The 25,058-nt window shown below is 41.9% G+C and carries 18 protein-coding genes; 8 read left to right on the top strand and 10 right to left on the bottom strand.

What is annotated here, in order from left to right:
• Nucleotides 1-89: 89 nt before the first annotated feature.
• A complete protein-coding gene (locus tag H5114_RS15510; protein ID WP_182698596.1) occupies nt 90-1,358 on the bottom strand; it encodes an inorganic phosphate transporter in 1,269 nt (422 codons plus the stop codon).
• A gap of 25 nt (nt 1,359-1,383) precedes the next feature.
• Entirely contained in the window at nt 1,384-2,064 is a 681-nt protein-coding gene (locus tag H5114_RS15505; RefSeq protein WP_124017333.1) for a TIGR00153 family protein, read from the bottom strand.
• A 236-nt stretch (nt 2,065-2,300) separates the two neighbouring features.
• On the opposite strand from H5114_RS15505, the gene H5114_RS15500 reads away from it, so the two are divergent.
• Nucleotides 2,301-3,785: an inorganic triphosphatase gene (locus H5114_RS15500; protein ID WP_182723402.1), complete on the top strand. Its 1,485-nt coding sequence runs from the start codon at nt 2,301-2,303 to the stop codon at nt 3,783-3,785.
• A 195-nt stretch (nt 3,786-3,980) separates the two neighbouring features.
• Here the strand turns inward: H5114_RS15500 and H5114_RS15495 are convergent, their stop codons facing one another.
• The 4 genes from H5114_RS15495 to H5114_RS15480 all read right to left on the bottom strand — a co-directional run bounded on the left by H5114_RS15495 (nt 3,981) and on the right by H5114_RS15480 (nt 6,760).
• Nucleotides 3,981-4,223, bottom strand: coding sequence for a YgjV family protein (locus H5114_RS15495; RefSeq protein ID WP_124017331.1), 243 nt, complete (start codon nt 4,221-4,223; stop codon nt 3,981-3,983).
• A 184-nt stretch (nt 4,224-4,407) separates the two neighbouring features.
• Nucleotides 4,408-4,845, bottom strand: a complete 438-nt coding sequence (locus tag H5114_RS15490) for a PaaI family thioesterase (RefSeq protein ID WP_124017330.1) — start codon at nt 4,843-4,845, stop codon at nt 4,408-4,410.
• Between the two features lie 144 nt (nt 4,846-4,989).
• Entirely contained in the window at nt 4,990-5,658 is a 669-nt protein-coding gene (locus tag H5114_RS15485) for a response regulator transcription factor (RefSeq protein ID WP_124017329.1), read from the bottom strand.
• Between the two features lie 481 nt (nt 5,659-6,139).
• Nucleotides 6,140-6,760, bottom strand: a complete 621-nt coding sequence (locus H5114_RS15480) for a DUF2238 domain-containing protein (protein WP_182723432.1) — start codon at nt 6,758-6,760, stop codon at nt 6,140-6,142.
• 180 nt (nt 6,761-6,940) lie between these two features.
• On the opposite strand from H5114_RS15480, the gene serA reads away from it, so the two are divergent.
• The 5 genes from serA (at nt 6,941) to H5114_RS15455 (ending at nt 13,895) form a co-directional block, all read left to right on the top strand.
• On the top strand, nt 6,941-8,170 hold the full coding sequence (gene serA, locus H5114_RS15475; RefSeq protein ID WP_124017328.1) for a phosphoglycerate dehydrogenase: 1,230 nt from the start codon (nt 6,941-6,943) through the stop codon (nt 8,168-8,170).
• 164 nt (nt 8,171-8,334) lie between these two features.
• Nucleotides 8,335-9,297 (top strand): tRNA-modifying protein YgfZ, encoded by a 963-nt coding sequence (gene ygfZ, locus H5114_RS15470; RefSeq protein WP_182723401.1) that lies wholly within the window; start codon nt 8,335-8,337, stop codon nt 9,295-9,297.
• A gap of 147 nt (nt 9,298-9,444) precedes the next feature.
• Nucleotides 9,445-10,149 (top strand): ABC transporter ATP-binding protein, encoded by a 705-nt coding sequence (locus H5114_RS15465; RefSeq protein WP_124017326.1) that lies wholly within the window; start codon nt 9,445-9,447, stop codon nt 10,147-10,149.
• A gap of 3 nt (nt 10,150-10,152) precedes the next feature.
• Nucleotides 10,153-12,732, top strand: coding sequence for an ABC transporter permease (locus H5114_RS15460; RefSeq protein ID WP_182723400.1), 2,580 nt, complete (start codon nt 10,153-10,155; stop codon nt 12,730-12,732).
• Entirely contained in the window at nt 12,729-13,895 is a 1,167-nt protein-coding gene (locus H5114_RS15455) for a lipocalin-like domain-containing protein (protein ID WP_404948359.1), read from the top strand. The genes H5114_RS15460 and H5114_RS15455 overlap by 4 nt, the downstream gene beginning before the upstream one ends.
• Before the next feature lie 198 nt (nt 13,896-14,093).
• Here H5114_RS15455 and H5114_RS15450 read toward each other — a convergent pair whose 3' ends face one another.
• Nucleotides 14,094-14,249: a hypothetical protein gene (locus H5114_RS15450; RefSeq protein WP_165870140.1), complete on the bottom strand. Its 156-nt coding sequence runs from the start codon at nt 14,247-14,249 to the stop codon at nt 14,094-14,096.
• A gap of 94 nt (nt 14,250-14,343) precedes the next feature.
• Between H5114_RS15450 and H5114_RS15445 the strand changes: the two genes are divergently transcribed.
• Nucleotides 14,344-15,228: a LysR family transcriptional regulator gene (locus H5114_RS15445; protein WP_124017324.1), complete on the top strand. Its 885-nt coding sequence runs from the start codon at nt 14,344-14,346 to the stop codon at nt 15,226-15,228.
• Between the two features lie 105 nt (nt 15,229-15,333).
• Here H5114_RS15445 and fusA read toward each other — a convergent pair whose 3' ends face one another.
• The 3 genes from fusA to H5114_RS15430 all read right to left on the bottom strand — a co-directional run bounded on the left by fusA (nt 15,334) and on the right by H5114_RS15430 (nt 23,982).
• Nucleotides 15,334-17,427, bottom strand: a complete 2,094-nt coding sequence (gene fusA / locus H5114_RS15440) for an elongation factor G (protein ID WP_124017323.1) — start codon at nt 17,425-17,427, stop codon at nt 15,334-15,336.
• Between the two features lie 392 nt (nt 17,428-17,819).
• On the bottom strand, nt 17,820-19,271 hold the full coding sequence (locus tag H5114_RS15435; protein ID WP_259395310.1) for a diguanylate cyclase domain-containing protein: 1,452 nt from the start codon (nt 19,269-19,271) through the stop codon (nt 17,820-17,822).
• 157 nt (nt 19,272-19,428) lie between these two features.
• On the bottom strand, nt 19,429-23,982 hold the full coding sequence (locus tag H5114_RS15430) for a biotin carboxylase N-terminal domain-containing protein (RefSeq protein ID WP_124017321.1): 4,554 nt from the start codon (nt 23,980-23,982) through the stop codon (nt 19,429-19,431).
• A gap of 128 nt (nt 23,983-24,110) precedes the next feature.
• Between H5114_RS15430 and H5114_RS15425 the strand changes: the two genes are divergently transcribed.
• Nucleotides 24,111-25,022, top strand: a complete 912-nt coding sequence (locus H5114_RS15425) for a LysR family transcriptional regulator (protein WP_124017320.1) — start codon at nt 24,111-24,113, stop codon at nt 25,020-25,022.
• The last annotated feature ends 36 nt before the right edge of the window (nt 25,023-25,058 follow it).

Genomic DNA, 25,058 nt, shown 5'->3' with positions numbered 1-25,058 from the left:
CTGAATGCAAGAAGGAAGTCATACGACTTCCTTCTTAAATACATTCAGCATTCACATTTTTGCTAATACTGCATGGCGTCTTCGTTATATTAACTAAAGATATTTTTAATAATAAAGAAGAACACAATAGACAGTGCAGCACCTGCTGGCAGGGTAATAACCCAAGACACCACGATGTTACGCACCACACCAATATTGATGGCTGCGATACCACGAGCCATACCCACACCCAACACGGCACCCACTAAAGTTTGCGTTGTTGAAATAGGTAAGCCAGTACCAGAAGCAATCACAACCGTCGATGCTGCCGCTAATTCAGCAGCAAAACCACGACTTGGAGTTAAATGAGTAATATTTTTACCTATGGTTTGCATTACACGTTGACCAAAAATCGCCAAGCCCATAACAATACCAACAGCACCCAGTGGTAAAATCCACCATGCTAGAACGGCTTTAGCACCAATAACACCGCCACTTTCAACCACAGAAACAACCGCAGCTAAAGGACCAATCGCATTGGCAACATCGTTAGAACCATGAGCAAATGCCATACAACATGCAGTCACTACCATTAAAATAGCGAACACTTTTTCAACATTACCATACTGGGTTTTTAGGTCAGCTTTGTCGCTCATTTTTAAACGACTAATCGCCATTTTACCTAGAAAACCCACTAATGCTGCAACAGCTGTTGCAAGCACATACGCTTCAATTGTTGAAAAGTTTATCCCTACATGCGACAAGCCTTTAGTGATAGTCACAAGTGACATCACAAAACCTGCAAGGGCCATGTAAAAAGGCACATAACGCTTAGCACTCGCTAACGGATCATCGGTGTTAAAAATCAGCTTTTGTACACTTTGGAAAATAATAAAAGCAATAAAACCCGAAATGGCCGGAGTCACAACCCAAGAGCCAACGATACCGACAACTTTACCCCATTCAACAGCATCAGCACTGACGCCTACCGCGGCGAAACCGACAATAGCACCAATAATTGAGTGAGTTGTCGATACAGGCCAGCCTAACGCTGACGCTACGACTAACCAAATACCCGCAGCAAGTAATGAGGCAATCATGCCGTATACCAATAATTCAGGTACATCAGTAAAATAACTTGCGTCGATAATACCTTTTCGAATTGTACTCGTGACTTCACCACCGGCTAAAAAAGCACCGGCGAACTCAAAGATCATTGCAATAATGATCGCTTGTTTAATAGTAATGGCATTAGAACCTACAGAGGTTCCCATTGCATTGGCTACGTCGTTTGCACCAATACCCCATGCCATCAAAAATCCAAATGCCGCCGCTATCATAATAAGCATAGGGCCGTTGGTGACTAATACATCAACCATGTTGTTTCCTTGATAACCTTTGTGATTAGTTACGAGCTAGCATTAGCTCTAGGCGGGAACCGACACGCTCAGCAATATCTGCTAAACCTCCTACCCATTCGATAATTTTATACATGAACATCACATCGATAGGATTCAATTCAGATTCTAATGCATATAACTGACGACGCACTTGAATTTGTAAATCATCTGAATCTTCTTCGATAAGATCTAATTCATTAATCATTTTGGCAACTAACTCAACTTCACGACCACGGAAACCGGTTTCGAGTAAGTCATCGAGCTCGTTAATAGCACGTTTTGCAAGCGATACTGCATCTAAACAACGCTTTAGATAAGCGCCAAAGGCAGCTTGCATTGGCTGAGGAAGGACTAATTCACGACCGATAATACGGCCAGAGATATCTTTTGCTTTGTTAGCGATTTTGTCCTGTTGAGTTAATAACTCAAGCAAGTCGGTACGCTCAACAGGCATGAACAATCCACCAGGAAGTGTTAGGCGAATTTCACGTTTAAGTGAGTCAGCATCTTTTTCCAACAAACTAATTTGTTTGCGTATCTTTACCGCTTCATCCCAGTCACCTGAGTTGGTTGCGTCAAAGAAAGGAACAAGAAGTGATGCACACTCATGTACTTTGTCGATATGCTGTTCTAAAGGCTTAAGAGGTGATTTTGCAAACACACCTAAAATAGAGTTTACTGGCATTGCCGTTTACCTATTTAATAAATTCCAGTTTGGAAAAAGCGGGCGCATGTTAACCCAAGCGTCCACATAATGAAACTGTGTTTTTTAATTTCGTACAACAGTTTCTCTGTTATCGTTGCTTAGTATATATGATGCGAGCAACGCTATCCTAAGAGATTTTTATTACAGCAATGTGACATTATGAAGATAACATGACGCATTAGTGAATATTTAATGACAAGGCAAATATAAAGTCAATGGACGCAGAAATAGAGTTAAAACTATTCATTCAATCACAACACCATGATTTTTTGAAAAAAATATTGAATGAATATCCAAATTCAACCCCACAAGGGCAGAAGAAACTCACCAACGGATATTTTGATACCGACGATTTACAACTGCGTCGTTGGGATATGGGCTTACGAGTAAGAGGGTTTGACAACCAACTCGAACAGACTATAAAAACAGCAGGCAGAGTGGTAGGAGGGATCCATTCTCGTCCTGAATATAATGTCAGCATAAATCAAAAAATGCCGGTTCTGTCACTTTTTCCAACAGAAATATGGCCAGTAGGAAATGATCTCGACAGTGTATCAAGATCACTAAAATGCATTTTTGAAACTAATTTTGAACGCCAAACTTGGCATATCTATCTCAATGACAGTTTGATTGAAGTTGCTTTAGATGTGGGTGAGATTATTGCGCAACATAAAATTGACCCCATTTGCGAACTCGAATTCGAATTACTTGCTGGTGATACTTCAGCTTTAATCCAATTGGCACGTGAAGTGGCTAAGTCAGTTCCGTTTCGTCTTGGCAAAGCCAGTAAAGCTCAGCGTGGCTATCAACTCGCGGGTAAGTCAAAACCTTTCTCAATCGAATCGATTGATCACGTCTGTTTGCCAAAAAACAATAATGTCCCCCAAGCCTTAAGCGCTATATTAGAAACAGCCCTAGAGCGCTGGCAACTTATTGAAAATGTATTAGTAACTGTCACTGATGATGTGGAGCAACAGTCAGTATTGTGGGGGGAATTACGCCGCTGCGTGCGCTTACTCAGACTCACCTTAAATCAATTTGGATTACTGGAAAAGCACATTAGTCCATTATTTGATCACCTTGAACGTGCGCTAGAATTTGTGGGTCCATTGCAAAGCTGTTGTTTATTGCTGCAAGATGATGCCAATATGCTTGCCAATATCAGCAATAAAGCTGTTGTTTGCCAGCAACTCGAAAACCATATTAACGCAATGTCAATTTCAACCCAGCTAGCCTCGATATGGCAACATGCCGAGTATGGCCAATTACAATTAGCGCTAGTCGATTTGTTATTAACCACTGAAAATGGTCAACATCAATTCAGTCAAGAGCCAGAATTAGACCTATTTGCCAACAAATTGCAGCAAGCCTCATGGAAACGTATTGGCAAATTAATGCCTATAACATCAGCAATGAGCAGCGAAGACTATCAAGATGTGGCAGATGCTCTTGATGAAAGCATCTTAGTGGGATTTGCTTATGGCGAAATATACCCAGCGAAAAAACGCGAAGCATTTCGCTTGCCTTGGCAAGACTTAGCATTAGGAATTAGTACTCTGTCTGCATACAAAATATTAAGACTGCTTAGTGAGCTACATCAACTTGATATTGACACCTGGCTAGACAATAAAGAAACCAGTTTATTGTTTGCAATGGAGCAGTCACGTAAAAGCGCCTTAAAAGTACCTATCTACTGGTAAACTAAAACCTTATAACAACGGCTAACATCAATCATCGATTAAGCATTATTGATGATTGAAGATTGAAGATTGATGATTGATGAAATAGGCCAAAATTCAAGTCAGAACCCATTCAACAAAAAAGCCAAAATATTCATTTTGGCTTTAGTAGTAAACAGATTAATGACCACCATGAAATTAACTAAATGAGGTTAACTATTCAGCCGGAGGTGTCGGCTCGCGGTATAACTTAAGCAAATAATATGCATCAATGAGTACAATAAAAAAGTTCACTAACGCCACTGGAATTGCGTCTATCGCTAACCCATAAGCCACAAATAGACCAGCACCAATCAAGTTCCACCAGCGGAGTTTTTTAATGTTGGCCATCATCAGCGAAATCGCCACAACGACCGAGGCTAAGTAACCGACCCATTCCCAGATATTGATACTGTCCATGGATTTTCCTTATGGTAATATTCTGCATTACCTCATATGACCACTAACACGCTTAAGCAACAAAATAGATCCGATTTTAGCGCAGTGAATTATGCGGGATAGCTTAATATTTAACTCAATATCTCATCAGCGCAACTCGGGATCATCAAGGCTAATCAAATAATCATCTTTAACCTATTATAGTCTATCGCTCGACCACAGCAGCTGTCATTCTTGAAATACAGCACAGTTGACCCGCGCTATTGTGGATCAATATTTCCCATACAGAACTGCGCTTGCCTATGTGTATTGGTTTTGTTGTTGCGGTTAACTCACCATTGCGTGATGCTTTTAAATGATTAGCGTTAATTTCTTGGCCAACACAATAGTAACGGGTAAAGTCGACCACAAAATTAGCTGCATAGCTGGCAACCGTTTCTGCTAACGCTACATTCGCGCCACCATGAACAATGCCTAATGGATTATGCACTGCTGGATTAGCGGGCATAGTCGCAACCATGTAATCATCGCCAATCTCAGTAATTTTAATGCCTAATGTTTGCATTAAGGTGCCCTTTTCATGCATCCCAGCATCTAAACGAGCACAATCTTCTAAAGTAACAGCCTTAAACCAAATACTCATTGTTAACATCCATTATTATTGTTATCAGAAAACCCAGTGTACTTATTAGCGTAAGCTTTTAAAAGATAACACTATCGATAAACCTGACCGATAAAATAGGAGCCTAAGCTCCTATTTTAATCACTCTATGAATCCATCATCATATTAGCTGACTAATTCACTATGACTTTGATAGGTTTGTGCCCAACGTAATAATTCAACTCGGTTGCGAGATTCTGTTTTACGGAAAATAGACGAAATATGTGCTTTAACGGTATGTTCACTAATACACAACCGCTGGGCGATTTCTTTATTGCGAGCACCACTGGAAACAAGCTGAATAATGGTTCTTTCTCGATTGGTTAATCTTTGTAGAATGGCAACGGTATCGGAAGGGATTTCAGCACTGGTATCAAGTTTCTGAACTAAACGTCTAAAGATTTTACTGATCAATGGCCGGTCATACCATAATTCATCTGCCACCATTTTACGTAAACCCGTCAGCATTAAATCCATGCGCTGGTCACTGTACAATAAACCACGAACGCCGAGGAGTAATGCCGCTTCTTGATCGAGCGAGCCACGTTCAACTTGATATAACGCAACAGGAACATGCTCCACTAAACGCGACACTAACAAAGGAATACCTTTGCTGTCTAATGCGGCACCTTTTTGTGAAACAAGATAAAATTTATTGGATTTTTTTTCTAACTCAAGCTCAGCGGCATGTTTGACTATTCGAGTTTTCAACCCGATCGACTCAGCCAAAATAGCTAAATGGCAAGGTGCTGCGATTTGGTGTAAAAACACCAATTCATCGATATTTGAACTCATCACTCTTCTCCCTGAAAAGTATGTTATTGCCCAACGTACCTTGAGCACATCCTGAGATTATATACTATACGTAAATGAAGCTGGTTTACTAGCCTTAAGTACTAGGCAAAGCCTATTGTTTACTTTTATTTCACTCTATTTGCACATTTTTATAAGTGACTATTTATTGAATTTAATGTGCAAAACTGCTCACTTAACACTGAACCAATCACGGTTAATCGCTTATTGTTAATCAAAGATTACTCTCATCAAAGACCTGTTATATGGCAGGATAGTCAGTATTTTCTCGTATTTATGGCCATGGCGTAAGTCTAAGGTATGAATAATTAATTTGCCTGATGTTGTATCGCTTTGAACACTGATGCAACCCGGATAAGCAGATACGTTATATTGGCTTAACATCTGTAATTAACCCTAAGCACAGCGAACTAATCGACTTATTGCAATCACTGCACTTAGGTACCTAAATCAGATAACTCACTTATATCGACTTATTATTAAGGGCCATTTTGACGGCTATTTGTTTATTATGAAGCGGTGAAAGCAGCAATACACCACAAATACCACCAATTAAGGCTAAGAACATATCTGATTGGGTATCCCAGACATACCCTTGAGTACCTAAAAAGGCTTCAGCATTTTCACCTGAAGCTGCGGCGACCCACCACTCGATTAGCTCGTAAAATGCCGAAAAAGCCAATACAAAACAAACGGCCAAAAACTGGCACCATGCGCCTATTTGCATGACCTGCTTGCGGATAAATATTTCTCGCGCCAATATCACAGGAATAAAACCTTGGGCAAAATGGCCAACTTTATCGTAGTTATTGCGTTCGCTACCCATAATTTGGGCTAACCAGTCAAATAATGGCACTTCGGCATAGGTATAACGCGCACCCACAAATAATACACAGCAATGCACTAAAATAAGGGCATAAGCTAACGTGGTCAGCGGAAAGCTCTTACGACTAAAAAATAAAATAGGTAAGGCAATTAATGCGGGGATAGCCTCTAGCCACCAAGTGAACATATCCTTGGGATTACTGACAGACCAAAACAATACCAATAGGTAGATTGCCATCCAAATCACGCGTTTTTGCATCCTCAATTCCTCATCTGCGATATTGTTCTCAATTAAAGATATTACTTCAGCCATCTAGCCCTCCACAAGCCTTAAAAAAAGTGCTACTTTGGCATTGCGTCGGAAGTCCGCATTTATAGCATAACTATTGGCTAATTCATTAGCATAAGCATCATTTAATGATAAGAGGGTACCCATATCATGGCGAAACACTCGCTTGACAAGGATAAGATCAAAATCCTGCTGTTGGAAGGCGTCCACCAAACTGCGGTTGATGTTCTAGAACGAGCAGGTTATTCCAACATTGAATACCATAAAGCGTCGCTCGGCGAAGAGGCTTTACTTGAATCGATCAAAGATGCTCACTTTGTTGGATTACGTTCCCGCACTCAGCTTACCGCTGAAGTATTGCACCATGCAGAAAAGCTGGTTGCGATTGGCTGTTTTTGTATTGGCACCAATCAAGTCGATTTAGCCGCCGCCGAAAAATTGGGTATCCCGGTATTCAACGCCCCATTCTCTAACACTCGTAGTGTTGCAGAACTGGTCATTGGCGAAATCATCATGCTCATGCGCGGCATTCCACAGCGCAATGCAATGTCGCATCGTGGCGGTTGGTTAAAGAGTGCTAATGGTAGTGTTGAAGTCCGAGGCAAAACCTTAGGTGTGATTGGTTACGGTCATATTGGTACTCAGCTAGGTATTTTGGCTGAAACCCTTGGCATGAGAGTAATTTTCTTTGATATTGAAGACAAATTACCACTGGGTAATGCCTCACAAGTTCACTCTATGGAACAGTTATTGGCCCAAGCTGATGTTGTCAGCCTGCATGTACCTGAAACGCCACAAACCAAAGACATGTTCGCTAAAGCTGAATTTGCCCAAATGCGTCAAGGCAGTTTCTTTATTAACGCCTCACGCGGTACCGTGGTTGATATTGACGATTTAGCCCAAGCGCTAAAATCGGAGCAGATTGCAGGTGCCGCAATTGACGTGTTCCCGGTAGAGCCAAAATCAAATGATGATGAGTTTGTGTCACCGTTACGTGGTTTAGACAATGTATTACTGACACCACACATTGGCGGCAGTACCGCTGAAGCACAAGAGAATATTGGTATTGAAGTGGCTGGTAAGTTAGTGAAATACTCAGATAACGGTTCGACGTTATCTGCAGTTAATTTCCCTGAAGTATCTTTGGCACAGCATAGCGGTACTTCACGCTTATTGCACATTCACCAAAATCGTCCTGGCGTGTTGATCAAAATCAACCAAGCCTTTTCTGAAAAAGGCATTAACATTGCCGCACAGTACTTACAAACCACTGCTGAAATCGGCTATGTGGTAATGGAAGTCGATTCAGATCAAGCTGAAGAAGCATTAGTAGAACTTAAATCAATTGAAGGCACTATTCGTGCTCGAGTATTGTTTTAAGCTTACTTAGAAAGCGATTAGCTTAGGTTAATGAGCTTCTAGAAAGCTATCTTGGTAACAAGGTAGCTTTTTTTATTGGTTTTTAAAACCTTGCCCCCTGTTGAGCATTGTATTATTCCGTTACACTCCAACCATACCGTCTTATTCTCAGCTTAGGGATAGTTATGACCATTTCAGTAAATCAACCCGATTGGGATTTCATCGCCACTTATCCTGCATTAATGCTATCAAGTTTGACTCACATGGGATTAATTGAAATCACCGGCGAGCAAGGGCGCAGCTTTATTCACGGCCAAGTCACCACTGACATCACTTCACTAGGTGAAAATGAATGGAAATGGGGCGCACATTGTGACCCTAAAGGCAAAATGCTTGCTAGCTTTCGTACGTTTGCAATAGCCGACAGCTTGTTTATGTTACTGCCAAAAAGCGCACTATTGTTAGATTTACCCCACTTACAAAAATACGCGGTATTCAGTAAAGCTGAGTTGGCTAATGTGAGCGATGATTACCACATAATCGGTATTGCTGGCGCAGAAGCACAAGCCTTTGTTACGCAATATTTTGGTGAGGCGTCGCAAGCGCTTAATCTCGTCGACCAAGGGGCGATCATTCGTGATGGCGAACGTTTTATTGCCATTGTAAAACGCGCTACCGCAGAGGCTATCATTAGCCAATCAGGCCAAACATTATTTGATGCCACTGCATGGCAAGCGTTAGAGATAAAAGCTGGTTACCCCAACATAGATGCCGCCCACTCAGGCCAGTACGTAGCGCAAATGTGTAATCTACAAGCCATCAATGGCATCAGCTTTACCAAAGGCTGTTACATGGGCCAAGAAACCATTGCCAGAATGAAATACCGCGGTGGTAATAAGCGTGCGTTGTATATTCTATCTGGCACTAGTAGCCTAAACATCACTACTGACACCCAATTAGAAATCGCCCTTGAAGACGGTTTTCGCCGGGGAGGCAATATCATTGAATGTGTCCAATATGGCGACAAAGTACTTCTGACGGCTGTACTGCCCAATGATACTGAAAACAACGCTCAACTGCGTATTGCTAACGATGAAAGCTCACAGTTATCCATTATTGAATTACCATATTCATTAGTCGATGCTTAACTAATTCAATGTTTTATTGTCACTAAGCGAGCCATTGGCTCGCTTTTTTTATGTTTAGACATAAACAGATTTTATCGCGTATATTGGTCATCATATGACACAGTCAATGCATTACGTTTATCAAAGCTAATTCGTTATGGAGCAATTATGACAAGCATCGTTACCTTAGAAAATATTAGTAAAGGGTTTCGCGATGGCGAGTCATTTCATCCCGTATTGCAGCAAGTGAGCCTGACACTGCAACAAGGTCAAACAATTGCACTAACAGGCCCTAGTGGTAGCGGCAAAAGTACTTTACTGAATATCATTGGTGGCTTTGAAACTATCGACAATGGCGACATGTTAATTCGTCAAGGCGATAACATGCTCTCAGTAACACAATGGCAAGATAAGCAATGGAGCCAGTATCGACGTCGGTCGCTTGGAGTGATATTTCAGCATTTTAACTTACTGACACCATTAAATGTCCGTGACAATATTCAATTCTCACTGGCGCTCAACCAATTAACTTGGAGCCCTTGGTGTGATGAGTTATGCCATCAACTCGGCTTAACCCCATTACTGGAGCGTAATATTGAAAATCTCTCTGGTGGGCAACAACAACGGGTCGCCATTGCGAGAGCATTAGCTCACAAACCACAATTGATTTTAGCTGATGAGCCGACAGGTAACCTAGATCAACACGCTGGAATGCAGGTAATGCAACTACTCACTGAATTAGCTCAACAAGCAAACTGCTGCATTTTGATGGTTACCCACAGCGAGGAGTGTGCAGCGTTTATGCAACACCGTTGGCACGTTGAAAATCAGCAAATAGTAGTTAACCCTACAAATAAAAAGCTGCAGGGATAGACAATGATGACCGACTCCTCATCAATTAGTCGCTTAAGATTATGTTTGCGCTTATTTGTTAGTCATTATCGTCATGCGCCACTGCAAGCAAGTGCCATTTTACTGGGCATTATGCTGGCAGTAACTTTGCTTATTGGGGTTTATGCCACCAATGAAAACGCTAAACAAAGCTACGGCAATGTCTCCGAGCTACTCAGCCAACAAGCATGCTTATCCATTAGCCACCGCACAGAAAGCAGCATTGATGAGTCGGTATACTTTGCATTGGCTAATGGCGGATTCAACACCATCGCGAGTATTGAAGGTATAGCAACAGATGAACAAGGCCGGCTTTGGCGCGTCAACAGTAGCGATATTATTGCGGCAATCAGCAGCCGCAAACAGCAAAATACTGACTCTCACTCCTCTGCCGCGATAACGTCAACCAATATTCCCCTTGCCGAATTGCTCAGCGGCCAAGCCAAGGTATTAATGTCGCTAAGCCAGCGTGATCGCCTTGACAATCTCAGCCGCAAAACTGACCGCTTAGTACTGAATAAGGTCCCTGTTGAGATCATCGCCATTGATGATAACTGGGGACTTGGAACCGCTATTCTTGCCGATATATCTTTAGCTCAACCGTTACTGAATATGCAAGGAAAACTCAGTTATATTGCGGTATTTGACTCAAAGCCAGCAGATCCTAATGCAACAGCGCCTGAGTCAGATGAGCAACTCATCGCTCGGTTAACCGACACCCTAACTCAAGCAGGTATTGACACCAGTAAGCTAAATTTCACCACTCGAACCAGTGAAGGTGAATCGCTTACCGCCCTCACGGCGAGCTTTCACCTTAATCTTGATGCCATGAGCATGCTAGCATTTGTGGTCGGATTATTTATTGCTTACAACGGCGTGCGCTACAGTTTAATGAAGCGTCAAAAACTGCTGGTGCAAATCATGCAGCAAGGTATAGATAGGCGTACTGTGATGTTTGCCTTAAGCCTTGAAATAATATGTTTAGTGTTTGTCGGCTGTATATTAGGCTTTATTGGTGGCTTACAGTTGTCGCTGTGGTTGCAACCTATGGTTGCGATAACCCTTGAACAGCTTTATGGCGCAAAGTTATTACCCGGAATTTGGCAATGGCAATGGTTTGTACAAGCATTGATACTAACCTTGTCTGCGGCATTTGCAGCCTGTATCCCAATGCTAATTAGCCTTATCAAAACACCATTAGCCCAAGGGGCCCAAAAACAGCCACAAAACCAACAATTCAATATTATTCATTGGCGCCAATTTGTCATCGCAGTGTTGCTGTTACTAATTTGTACTGTCGGATTTGCCTTTACCGAGCAGTATCGCCATAGCTTGGTATTATTGGGTATTATCTCAGTGGCGATTCCATTGCTATTACCACAATGCCTGCATTGGGCGGTTAACTTACTCAGCCCATTTATGCCTAAAGGACTTTGGCAATATGTGATTGCAGAAACCAAAGAGATAATTGCCCCGCTTGCCTTGGCAATGATGGCTATGTTGTTAGCACTGTGCGCCAACATTGCCATGAACACTTTAGTTGGTAGCTTTGAAATCACCCTAAAAAAATGGCTCGATGCCCGCTTACATGCCGACTTATACATAAGACCAAATCCAAATCAGATAGATGCTTTAATCTTATTATTAAATAACGATCCCAAAGTTGAAGCCATTTATGATCAATGGACTATCGATAGCAATCTTAATCGGATTGAAACACCACAAACACAAGTGCCTATCGATCTAGTCAGTCGCGATCATCTGTCGTTGACAGAAACAACCGTGTTTAAAATCACTGCGGATGACTTTTGGCCTGAGTTCACCCAAGGCCATTATGTGATGATCAGTGAACCCTTATCGATAAAATATCAACTCGATATCGGCGATAAAATTCAGTTATCACAACTTAATCAGCACACATTAACCGTTGGTGGAATTTATTACGATTATGGTAACCCTCAAGGCGAGGCGATTATTACCCAGTCTTTATGGCAACAATCTCAATTACCAGCTAAACCGATTAGTCTAGCAGTATCGTACCAAGGCGATATTACTCCACTACAAGATAGCATTAGCCAGAAAATCAATCTGTCTTCCGCTTATATGTACAGCCAGCAGCGGATAAAAACCGAAGCGATTACCATATTCAATAAAACATTCTCTATTACTGTGGTACTGAATAGTTTGACCTTACTGGTGGCGGCTATCGGCTTATTCAGTGCCTGCATGATGCTAACACAAGCAAGGCAAGCACCATTAGCACGCTTGTATGCCCTAGGTGTTAGCCGCAATCAATTGCGTATAATGGTATTAGTGCAAATGTTATTCATTGTGCTATTAACCTGCTTGGTTGCATTACCCACAGGCGCATTACTGGGTTATTTGTTAATTCACAAGGTGACCTTGCAAGCATTTGGCTGGAGTATTGCTATGGTATGGGATTGGGCGGCTTATTTTCAAGTGGTGGTCATTGCGATAGTGAGTTGTTTATTCGCCGTATGTTTACCCTTATATTGGCAGACTCGAAGACCACTCATATCGAGCCTACAACAGGAAGCATTATGATCTCTTTCATATCAACTATAGTGCCCAAAGCAGCCTTTAAAATGCCACAGAGTATGGCTATATTAACGTTTTTTGTAATCGGCCTAGCGTTAACGGCTTGTTCACCAGCACAAGACACCGCAGTAAAAGAATCAACCATTAGCAGCATGTCATCAACATCTGCTGAAGGGTATAGCGACGTTGTTCAAGGTAAAGTATTACAATTTCCACAAGACCATTTAGCTCACAATGACTTTAAAATTGAGTGGTGGTATTTAACCGCTAACCTCACTACCACAACCGGTGAAGACATTGGCGTACAGTGGACTCAATTTCGCATCGGCCTGAGACCACAGACAAGTACGATTACACTTAAAGAAAATGACTGGATAACTAATCAGCTTTACATGGCCCATGCCGCAGTGACCACCAAAAGTGAACACTTAATCGCCGAAAAATGGTCTCGCGGCCATCCTCAACTTGCAGGTGTGGAGCCACAACCATTTGAGGTTCATTTGCAAAACTGGCAATGGTTAAGTCAATCAGAACAACTATTGCCAGCTACATTAACCGTCGCAGGTGAGCAATTTAAGTATCAATTACAACTCAGTAGTCAACAACCGCTGCAATTACAAGGTGAGCAAGGTTATAGCAGTAAAAGCGCCGATAAAAGTGTGGCATCTTACTACTATAGTCAGCCTTTTATTGACGTCACTGGAGAGATAACCCGCCATGGAGTGACTGAGCAAGTAACTGGTAAAGCTTGGCTTGATCGAGAGTGGAGTTCGCAATTTCTAACGAAGGCTCAGCAAGGTTGGGACTGGTTTTCACTGCGTTTAGATGATGACTCAACGCTAATGATGTTTAGGCTTCGCGGGCAAGATGATACGGATCACTTCTACAGTGGCAGAAGAATGTTTGCCGATGGCAGTGGGCGTAATATCAACAGCCAAGATAATCCCGGTGACATCTCAATGGAGCCAACGCAGTGGCAACAAACTGCATTAGGCAAACACCCTATTGCTTGGCATCTTCGGATTGACAGTGAGGGCATTGATATCACCACTGACGCATTAAATCCTAACAGTGACATGCTGGTATCAACCTCATATTGGGAAGGCCCCATCACCATTAGCGGCAGTCACAAGGGTAAAGGCTATATGGAGTTGACCGGCTATCGCTAATACTGTGAGCATTTTAGCAAAAATAATGTCACTACTATCAGCATAAGTTGTATATCAGTTATCTTCCCACTTGATTAGCTGCATGGGTCATAAAACCGTAACTGACAATATTGACTAACAACATAGAGCTAGTTAAAACAGTAATATTCACATCTGATAGAGTAATACTCTAAGGCCTGGTTAAAAAATAAACCCAGCTTAAGCTGGGATTATTGGTTGAGATCTTTGCTGAACAACTTGCTCGTTGTTTACGGCTGTTGCTTTTGATGTCTTCGATGATTCAATCTCATCATGCTCTACTGGCATCGCTGCTTGCCATAATGCGCTAACCCATAAACTTGAAGTAGATTTCATTGTTATTCCTCCGTTTTTGCTAAGGAGTTCAAAGTAATCCTTTAAGGTTCATAGGTAAAATGAATAATTACCATGAAGTGGATTCCATTTAAGCATGAACATCCCAATCAAGAGCTTACAGATTTTTCTCACCATAGTTGAAACCGAAAACTTTACCCGTGCGGCACAAAAGTGCTTTATGACCCAACCGACACTGACCAAAACCATTCAACGTTTAGAGGAAAATATTGGTGAGCAGTTGCTTATAAGAAATAATCAAACAGTAGAATTAACCCAAGCAGGACAATTGTTTGAACAAAGTGCGCGGGAGATTTTGGGTCACTGGCATCGACTTCAAGAAGGGATTAGCAACCTTAGCGGCTTAAAGTCTGGACGATTACGACTTGGAGTCTGCCCGATGATGAGCAGTTTAATCACGCCTTTGTTGACCGAGTATCGACAAAAATACCCCGGAATCGAATTACAAATGAACGAGTATGGCGGATTTGGTTGTGAGCAAGCACTGCTGAACAACAGTCTAGATATTGCCTTCACGGCGCTGCCTACAACGCATAAGATAGAGTTAGCGAACCAAGCGCTAACTAAATACCCTTTACTTGCCTGCTTACCAGAAGGGCACCCTCTGGCTAGCAAAGCGGAAATACGCTGGCAAGACTTTGAATCTTACCCCTTCATTCTTTACAACGAAGATTTTTCATTAGCCAAGTTAATTAATCGTTTAAGCCGTAAAGTTGGTGTACAACTTAATATTGCTTTTAGAACGGGTCAGTGGGATTTTTTAGCGGCAATGGTTGAAGCTAACTTGGGCGTCGCAATTTTACCCGAACCCATTTGCCAACGGCTAACCAGTAGCAAACTGATATTTAAACCAATGCAACCTGCCATGACCTGGGATTTAGCCTTGATATGGCGAGAGAACCTGCCATTAACTCCGCCGGCTCAAGCACTCTTAACCCTCAGTAGAGATGGCCATCAATAATGTGGTAAATGCTGTCAGGGTTTTTATATGCTGTTAACAGCATAAAACAAGCATAAAAAAACCGCTGCCTAGGCAACGGTTTTTATGGGCAAATCGAAACTAGAATTACTTCTTAGCTTCAGCAGCCTTACGCTCTTTAACTTGAGCAACAACTTTCTCAGAAACACTGTTTGGACATGGGCTGTAATGAGCAAATTCCATAGAGAATTGACCACGGCCTGAAGTCATTGTACGTAGTGAACCGATATAACCGAACATTTCTGATAACGGTACTTCAGCTTTAATACGAACACCTGTAACACCAGCGTTTTGATCTTTGATCATACCGCGACGACGGTTAAGGTCACCAATTACGTCACCAACGTTGTCATCTGGGCTGAATACGTCAACGTTCATGATAGGCTCAAGAAGTTGTGCACCGGCTTTAGGCATAGATTGACGGAATGCGCCTTTAGCAGCGATTTCGAACGCGATAGCTGACGAGTCAACTGCGTGGAAAGCACCGTCTTGAAGCACAAGTTCAACGTCTAACACAGGGAAACCTGCGATAGTACCTGTGTTCATCATGCTCTTGAAACCTTTCTCAACAGCAGGCCAGAATTCTTTAGGTACGTTACCACCAACCACTTTAGAAGTGAAAGTGAAACCAGTGTTTTGCTCGCCAGGGCGAATAGTGTAATCAATTTTACCAAACTGACCAGAACCACCAGACTGTTTCTTGTGCGTGTAGCTATCTTCAATTTCTTTAGTGATAGTTTCACGGTAAGCAACTTGAGGCTCGCCTACAATTAGGTCAACGCCGTAAGTACGCTTAAGAATATCAACCTTAATGTCTAAGTGAAGTTCACCCATACCTTTAAGGATGGTTTCACCAGAATCAATGTCAGTCTCTACACGGAAAGATGGATCTTCTGCAATCATTTTACCGATAGCGATACCCATTTTCTCGCTGCCGCCTTTATCTTTTGGCGTTACAGAGATAGAGATAACTGGCTCAGGGAATACCATGGCTTCTAGTGTACAAGGGTGCTTAGGATCACATAAAGTGTGACCAGTTTGCACGTTCTTCATACCAACGATAGCGATAATATCACCCGCTTGGGCTGATTCAATTTCGATACGTTCGTTAGCATACATTTCAACCATGCGGCCAACACGCTCAGATTTACCAGTGAATGAGTTAAGGATGGTGTCACCCTTTTTCAAACGGCCAGAATAAACACGTACGAATGTTAATGCACCAAAACGGTCATCCATAATCTTGAACGCTAATGCTTTAAACGGAGCATCAACATCAACGATTGCGAATTCGCCATTTTCGTTACCTTCTTCGTCAGTTAGCGGTTGTGGATCAACTTCAACTGGATCTGGTAAGAAATCAACAACGGCATCAAGTAATAACTGCATACCTTTGTTTTTGAATGCGCTACCACAATATGTTGGGAACACAGCCATTGTACGAGTACCCGCACGGATACAACGCTTAACGTCTTCTATAGATGGTTGAACACCTTCCATATAAGCTTCTAGTAGGTCATCGTCTTGCTCAAGAGCAGTTTCGATTAGCATTTCACGGTATTCTTCAACTAAGTCAACCATGTCAGCTGGCACATCAGTAATTTCGAAGTTTTCTGGTAAACCAGAATCATCCCAAATGTGCGCTTTACGAGTTAGTAGGTCAACAACACCACAGAATTCGTCTTCGATACCGATTGGTAAAACCATTACCAATGGGTTAGCTGCTAAAACGTCTTTAGTTTGCTTAACAACACGTAAGAAGTCAGCACCCATACGGTCTAACTTGTTTACGAAGATGATACGCGCAACTTCAGAATCGTTAGCATAACGCCAGTTTGTTTCTGACTGAGGCTCTACACCGCCTGAACCACAGAATACACCGATACCGCCGTCAAGTACTTTAAGCGAACGATATACTTCAACAGTGAAGTCAACGTGGCCTGGAGTATCAATAACGTTGAAACGGTGATCATTCCAGAAACAGCTTACTGCTGCTGACTGAATGGTAATACCGCGCTCAGCTTCCTGTTCCATGAAGTCAGTGGTTGATTCACCATCATGTACTTCACCGATCTTGTGGATCTTACCGGTTAGCTTAAGGATACGCTCGGTGGTCGTGGTTTTACCCGCGTCAACGTGAGCGAAGATACCAATGTTTCTGTATTTGGATAATTCGGTCATGATTCAACTTTAATGATTAGTTTAAGAAGTAGACGGAGCATGCGAAAAAAAACCGACACACCGCACATCAGGTTATTAAGGCGCATATTGTAAATTGGAACCTTGCTGGGCGCAAATAGCTGTTGCAATATTTATTTACTTTTAGCAAAAAAAACCGCATTAAAAGCCATTAATACCATATAAAACAAAAGACTAAAAAATAATAGTTTATTTTTTAGTCTTTAGGCTTATTTCACCTTAAAATGTTAAATTTTAGCTTAAATGGGTAAATTAGCCTTTTTAGCCCCCAATAATGTCGCTATTGAACATTGTGCCATATCGAGCAAGCATTTATTAATCTACATAATGAATTGGTTTAGAGGCGTAAACATCAATCAAGATGAGGTTTTTATCTACGCACTACAATATTGATTACGTCCTGACTGTTTAGCTTTGAACAACGCAGCATCGGCACGTTCAAAGCACGCCTCTATGGGTTCACCCTCACCCAGCAGAGCAATCCCGTAGCTGCAAGTCACTTTGATATCGTTGTAAAAATGAAAATGAGTGAGTTCATCGGTAATTCTTTGGCATAGCTCTTGGGCATTGATCAACTGCACATGCTGGCAAACGATGACAAACTCTTCACCGCCCCATCTGGCGACAACGTCACGCTCTCTCACTGAAGTTTGCAGCACTTGGGCAACCTGGACCAATATTTTGTCACCAATAGCGTGTCCATGCTTGTCGTTTATTGCTTTGAAAAAGTCGATATCTATAATGATTAAGCCAATATTATTATGGTGATTTTGCTCAGTAGGAGCTTGTCTAGTATCGAGAAATGTTTGGTTGAAGTATTGACGATTATACAATTTTGTTAGTGGATCGTGTTGAGCCAAAAAGTCTAAATCACTATTTTTTTGCTCAAGTTGTAATTGTAATTGCTGTAACTGTTTATTGTTTGCCTCTAAATGAACATTGTACTTACCGATTGATATTGTGCGGTACAGGAGAAATAAAATAAATGTCCCTAATGCCGTTAGCACAGGGATCACTAGGCTATAATCAATGTCTTCGATCACGGTAATATTGTGCCATTTCTTATAAATTGCAATATGATCGGCTTGGGTGATTTTTGCCAATCCTGCATTAATCTGTGGCAATAAATCTTGCTTTGCGTGAATAACCCCCATGCGTAATTCATCTTCAGGCCCTCCCCAACCCGCTATTTTAAGCGAGGTTAAACCCTGTTGTTGAATATATGCATTAACAGAAAACATTGATCCAACAAATACATCAGCCTCACCATTCGCGACTTTTTCCAACCCTTGGCGCTCACTATTAGTCAATATAGTATTGATATTGGGGTAATACTGTTGGATGTACTCGACTAAGCGATAATCTTTGGGGATGGCCAATAAGCGGTCGCCGATATTTTCAAAACCTTGTAGAAAGGGTTGCGACTTCAACGACACCAGTACATTTGGCGATTTAAAAAAGACCTCACTAAAGTAGAGATATTGGTCGCGCTTTGGCGTTTGATTTAAAATAGGGGTTAACTCACATCGACCTTGTTTGAGTAATTCTAAACTCTGCCTCCAAGAGGTTGTCGGGACTAACATAAAAGTTAAACCGGTATACTTTGTTAATAAGGCTAAATAGTCAGAGGAAACACCAGTATGACGACCATCGACGATAGCTTCGTAAGGTAACCAATCGGGATCAACACAATAGCGGACGATATTACGGCTTTGTGAGTCGATTAAAGGCTGCACTTCGAGCACAGAAGCGCTGGCATGCTTAGTGTTGAACAGATTAATCAATATCAACAGCATGACCAATAACACGCTAGATATTTCAGGCAAACTCAACCTTCTCAATAGTATGCTCCACCCATTATGACTCAAGAAAATGGTCGAAAAAGAAGTGTATACGCTATTGAGTGTATGACAACATACCCAAATATGACAAAAAAATACCCGCCAAATGGCGGGTATTTCATTTACTGAACAATTATAGGTATTAAGCTTCGACTGGTGAGATCACAAATAGTAAGTCGCCTTGTGAAACTTGCTGGCCATTGCTATTGAGAATACGTTCAATGCGATACTGTTGGTCTTCAGGATATAACACACCCGTTTGACGATTAAAGCCCGCTAACGTCAGTTGCGAGAACATCTTCATTGCTTCCATCAATGCCAATGTCTGTTCAACAGTAACAATGTCACCTTCTTTTACAAAGTCAGCTTCACCCGGTGCTGGAGAGGTATAGAAAATACCAGCCCCCTGAGCCATAACCTTCAGCTCGTTACTTTCACCAACACGTAATGATTCAGTATCAACCTCAATCGCTTCTGCTGCCGCTTCCATTTCTGCAATCAGTGCAGGTATATCTAACTCAGCCATTAAACGTGGCAAGTAGTTAGTGTCATATACCCCTTCGTTGAAGGTTGGATCTTTAAGGATAAGCTTTAACAATGGAATGTTAGTCGCAATACCTTTAATCACTACGCTATCGAGGTACGCATACATTTTAGATACAACGTCGGCACGGTCAGTACCACGTATAATGATCTGGGCGATCAAACTATCATAGTATGGCGACACTTCTTTGCCAGCAGCGGCAATCGAAATAATTTCAACATCATCACGCTGAGGCAATACACATTCTGTGATTTTACCTGGATTCGGAATAAGCTGCAGAATACCATGGCTATCAAGCGCTGCTTTTTCCGCCGTTACGCGCACTTCCATGGCGTAACCTTGGTCAACAGGCTCAAGCTTCTCAATTGATCGGCCAGCAGCAATATCAAACTGCGCGCTAACAATATCGATACCTGATGTCGCTTCTGTCACCGGATGCTCAACTTGCAGACGTGTATTCATTTCCATGAAGTACACTTCGTTAGCATCTAGGTTATAGATAAACTCAACAGTCCCTGCGCCCATATAATCGGTTACTTCGCCTAACGCACGTGTATATTCCATCACACGTTGCTTCAGCTCTTCAGGCAACATAGTTGAACCTGATTCTTCGATTACTTTTTGGTTATTGCGCTGTACTGAACAGTCACGAATACCCAATACTTTGGTATTACCAAACTTGTCACGCAGTAACTGCACTTCAATATGACGTAATGAGGTAACGTATTTTTCTAAATACAAATCACCATTGCCAAATGCAGCAGCAGCTTCGGTGGCGGTTTTTTGGAACAAACCAATCATGTCTTCAGGACGTTTCACAACCTGAATACCTTTACCACCACCACCTTGTACCGCTTTTAGCAGCACAGGATAACCAATCTCAGATGCTACGTTTACGGCTTGCTCTGCGTTAGTCAAAATACCATGACTACCAGGCACAACTGGCACATTTTGCGATTGAGAAGTATGGATAGCATTAGACTTGTTACCCATTGTGGTCATTGAATGCACACTAGGACCAACAAAGTTAACCCCATTGTTAACACACAATGCTGCAAACTGCGGACTTTCTGATAAGAAACCGATACCAGGATGTAACGCGTCAACATTTTCATATTCAGCGACTTTCAAGACTGAGTAAGCATTAAGGTAACTTTCATCTGAAGTATTACCACCAATACATACAAGCTTATCTGTATCTTTCAGCATATCTGCTGGAACAGATGTCATGTCAGGATCTGAAGCCACCAACACCACATTAATATTGTTGTCGTGAGCTTTACGGATCAATTTAACCGCCGTACAACCACGAGCATGTACCAATACTTTATGAATAGGCTTCATCAGTGCACGAGGATCATTTTGGACAATGACGTCCTCTAACTCAATCACTTCAGGCACTAGCGTCGACAATGCTTTACTGATCACGTCTTCAATCTTCATTGTCGGTAATGGCATGAGTGGATCAATACCCGACAACTGAGTGTCTAAGGTGTCACTAAATGGATTATGAACTAACCCGGTCATGGCACCTGGCACTTTAGACAAATAGTTAGACAGTGTTGCTGTTGATGGTAAGTACGCAGGTACCACCATTTGGCCAGCAAACGGCATGTTGGTGCCAGACAAATAGTAAGTCTGTACTAACGGATGAGTCACGAAACTGGCTTGAGCACCACCCGTACAATCACCAAAACCAAACATTAATACCGGTAATTCGTTATCACGAATAAAGCGTGTAATACGGTCATTCACAACCGCCATTGAAAACAATGCCGCCGCGCCTTCTTTGGTTTGCATGCCACCAGAACTGATGAAACAAATAACCGGGAGTTTGCGCTTAGCACATTCGATGAGTAGCGAACTGAATTTTTCAGCACTGGCCATATCAAATGCACCGGCTTGGAATGCGGTATTTGAAACCGCAACACCAACACGTAACTTACTGCCGTTATTATTAAAATCAGCTAGACCGGTAATTAAACCGCAAGGACGGATCTTTTTATCAATAGCGTCTTCAATCGATAAACGGAAACCTGGGAAGTTAAGCATGTTAGCTGACATTTTGTCGGCATCAATTTCATCAAACTTATTAAAGAATTGTTTGATGATATTTTCCCATGCCATCTTGCCTTGTTTTTTCTCTTCACGAAGCACTTTTAGGATCAGTAAGTCTTGGTAACCCATGGTTAAGCGGTTCCAGAAATCCTTACGACGGCCAATACGCACAGGGTTAATGGTACCGGTATATTTGTCATGATCGTCTTCACTGTCGAAATATTCAGGTAATAAACGTTCGAAGAAGTACGTCAAAATAACAAATAAAGAATCGTTTAACTGTGGGAAACCGACACTCTTCCATTGCTCTACACGCGTTAACAATTCTGCACGATTCGATTGATCCATGAAGTATTTTAACCACTTATAGAACTTACTCTTGTCGTTAGCTTTGTCACTTGTCGATAATGCGTTATCAATAGATTTGTGCAGTAACTTATCCACCGACTCGCGAGATAAGCTTTTTGACATCATGGCTTCTTTCGAAATTGACGCCAAGCTACCTACAACATTGTCATATAACGCATTAAAAATAAGCACGTTATGACACTGCCAAATAAAGTCTGCGCGTAATTCGTCATTAACTACGATATCCAACACAGTAAGTTGGCTAAGCTCAGGCCACGGCGCTTGTGTTGTAGACTTAGGCAATGACTCTAAATGTTTAATTAAGCCATTGAAGTTGTTAGCAGCATTACTTTTCCAACGATGGTATAACGACCAACCAATGTTAAATAACAACGCTTTACGCGCTTTTTTATAGTTCTCTTTTGGTTCACCCAAAATAAAACGAGTAATGACGTTACGCTCGGCAGAAATATCTTTACGTTTAGCGCTAAAGGTACCCCAAAGCTTATTCAGTTCTTCATCATAAACTAACTTATCTGGGTTGGTTAACCACGCTTGGAACACGCGTTCCTGCTCTTGCTTAATGCGCGCTAACAAGTCACCTTCTGGCACGCTCACTTTTGATAAGCGACCATACTGCTCTTGTGAGATTGAATGAATACGGCTACGCAAGGTCAAATAACGTAAATAACGATATGCACTACCAAAAATATTGTGGTACATGGTCGGGTTATTGGCGACAGACAAGCGAGTATTATTTTCCAGCGTCAGTAAATTAGCCGACGGCGCTAAAAAACGCTGCAAACTACGATCGTAATGATCTTTTAAATCGGTTGATTCACGCACAAAATTCATTGCTGCACGTTCAACTGCTTCAATAGCACTGATAATCGCACGACGGAAATTATGCTGACGCTCATCTTTATCTGATGGAGTGAAATCGATAATGCCGTCAATACAGCCTGCGGTATATAACTCTTCTGGAGAAACGCCAACAGACTTAGCACATTCCTGCCATGACAAGTTGTACTTACGCGCAATGCTTTGCAAACCTTGTGGCTGGATAGTGTTAAAAATGCCGTCTCGTACAGACAATAAAATATTAGCTGCCGCTAATGGAATAGCACCACCTGAGTAACCTGCACCAATCACAATACCGACTGTCGGCACATCAACATTGGCACTTTCAGCAATCGCTTTAGAAATGGTATGCGCTTGGTTTTGACTATTGGCAATTTCGCCAGCATCAGCACCAGGAGTATCAATAAGATATACAATAGGCATAGACAATTCGGCGAAATGGCGAATCGCTTTACAGGCTGCAAGATGATGCTCTGGCATCCATGCGCCATTGGCGGTAGTTCGTTCCTGCGCGATAAAACCAATACGGCGAGTACGCGTGCCAAAGTTAAGTTCCACTTCAGCACGATAAAACGGTCCGATGTGACTTTCGGCAATAATCTTGCCTTTCAAGTCAGCGATCATACGCTTCGCACCTGGGCGGGTTTTATCCAAGGTTGGTTGGATAACTTTATTGACGTAACCGTCAACGTCTAGAGATGCCAAACTTTTCAAGTTTGATTGAATCGCATCTTCTGTTAATAGCCCTTTCACTTCTTCAGATAAACTCTGCTTGTTATGAGCAGGAAATAATGAAAAGTCTTTAGCCAAGTGTTCAGCTTGTAAAAAAAGTGGGTCAGCCGATAGTGCTTGAGTCTTGTTAGCGGGCTGCTTTTTGCTGGTCATCCTTAGATCCTCTGCTTATATAGCCTCTGAAAATTTTTTTAGCTTGTAAATATAACTTTGTTAATGGGTAAATTACCATATAAACTAGCTTGGACGCTTTGTTCCATAAATGAGACAGTGAGGTTTGAATGCCCGATTTGAACGGTATGATGCTGTTTGCAGCCGTTGTTAGAGCAAAAGGATTCTCTCAGGCAGCACGAGAGATCGGACAACCTAAATCAACCATTAGTCGTAAAGTTGCGCAATTAGAAGAACAACTCGGAGTGCGGTTACTGCAACGAGACACCCGAAATTTAAGCCTGACTCAAGTTGGAGCATTATTTTTTCAGCACTGTGATTCTATTAGTCATGAAATTGAAGCGGCTAAAGCAACAATAGAAAACACCCATAATGATATTTCGGGCGCATTACGCATCGCCATTCCGGTGTCATTTTCACAAGATGTCATTGGTCATTTATGCTCAAGTTTTATGCGACTCTATCCTAATATAGAACTGGATATTCAATTTACCGACAACGATGTTGGCCTAGTCGGTGAAGGTTACGATATCGCCATAAAATATGGGCCGCTGCAGTCATCGGATCTTGTGGCAAGGTTATTATTTGAACGCCAGCCTATTTTGGTCGCAAGTCCGGGTTACATTAAAAAATTTAGTAGCCCTGCCACGCCACAAGAATTAACTCAACACAATGGTATTTTACTCGGCACCACCTTGTCGGCCCCCATTTGGGCTTTAGGAAAAGGCAGCCGTAAGATAATGGCGACCTTTAAACGTAAAGTGCGAGTGAACAGCGCCAGCATGGTAAAACGTTTAGCGTTAGATGATTATGGTATTGCTATGCTGTCGAACACGAGTTGTAAACAAGAGCTTGCAACCGGAAGCTTAGTGCCAATTTTACAAGAATGGCCAATGGAACCCTTTAAAGTCTATGGGGTCTATTCAAGTCGCCGTCAGCTAGCCAGTAACATTAGTGCTTTTTTAGACTTCTTCACCAAACGATATACCAGCCAAGAATCATTACATTCAATGATGAGTTAAAGTTATATATTTAAAAACATGTCGCCAGCAACTCTT

Source organism: Shewanella sp. SR43-8 (assembly GCF_014163775.1).
GTDB lineage: Bacteria > Pseudomonadota > Gammaproteobacteria > Enterobacterales > Shewanellaceae > Shewanella > Shewanella vesiculosa.
Note: the sequence above shows the minus strand (reverse complement) of the source record. Positions and strands in the feature narration are given on the sequence as shown.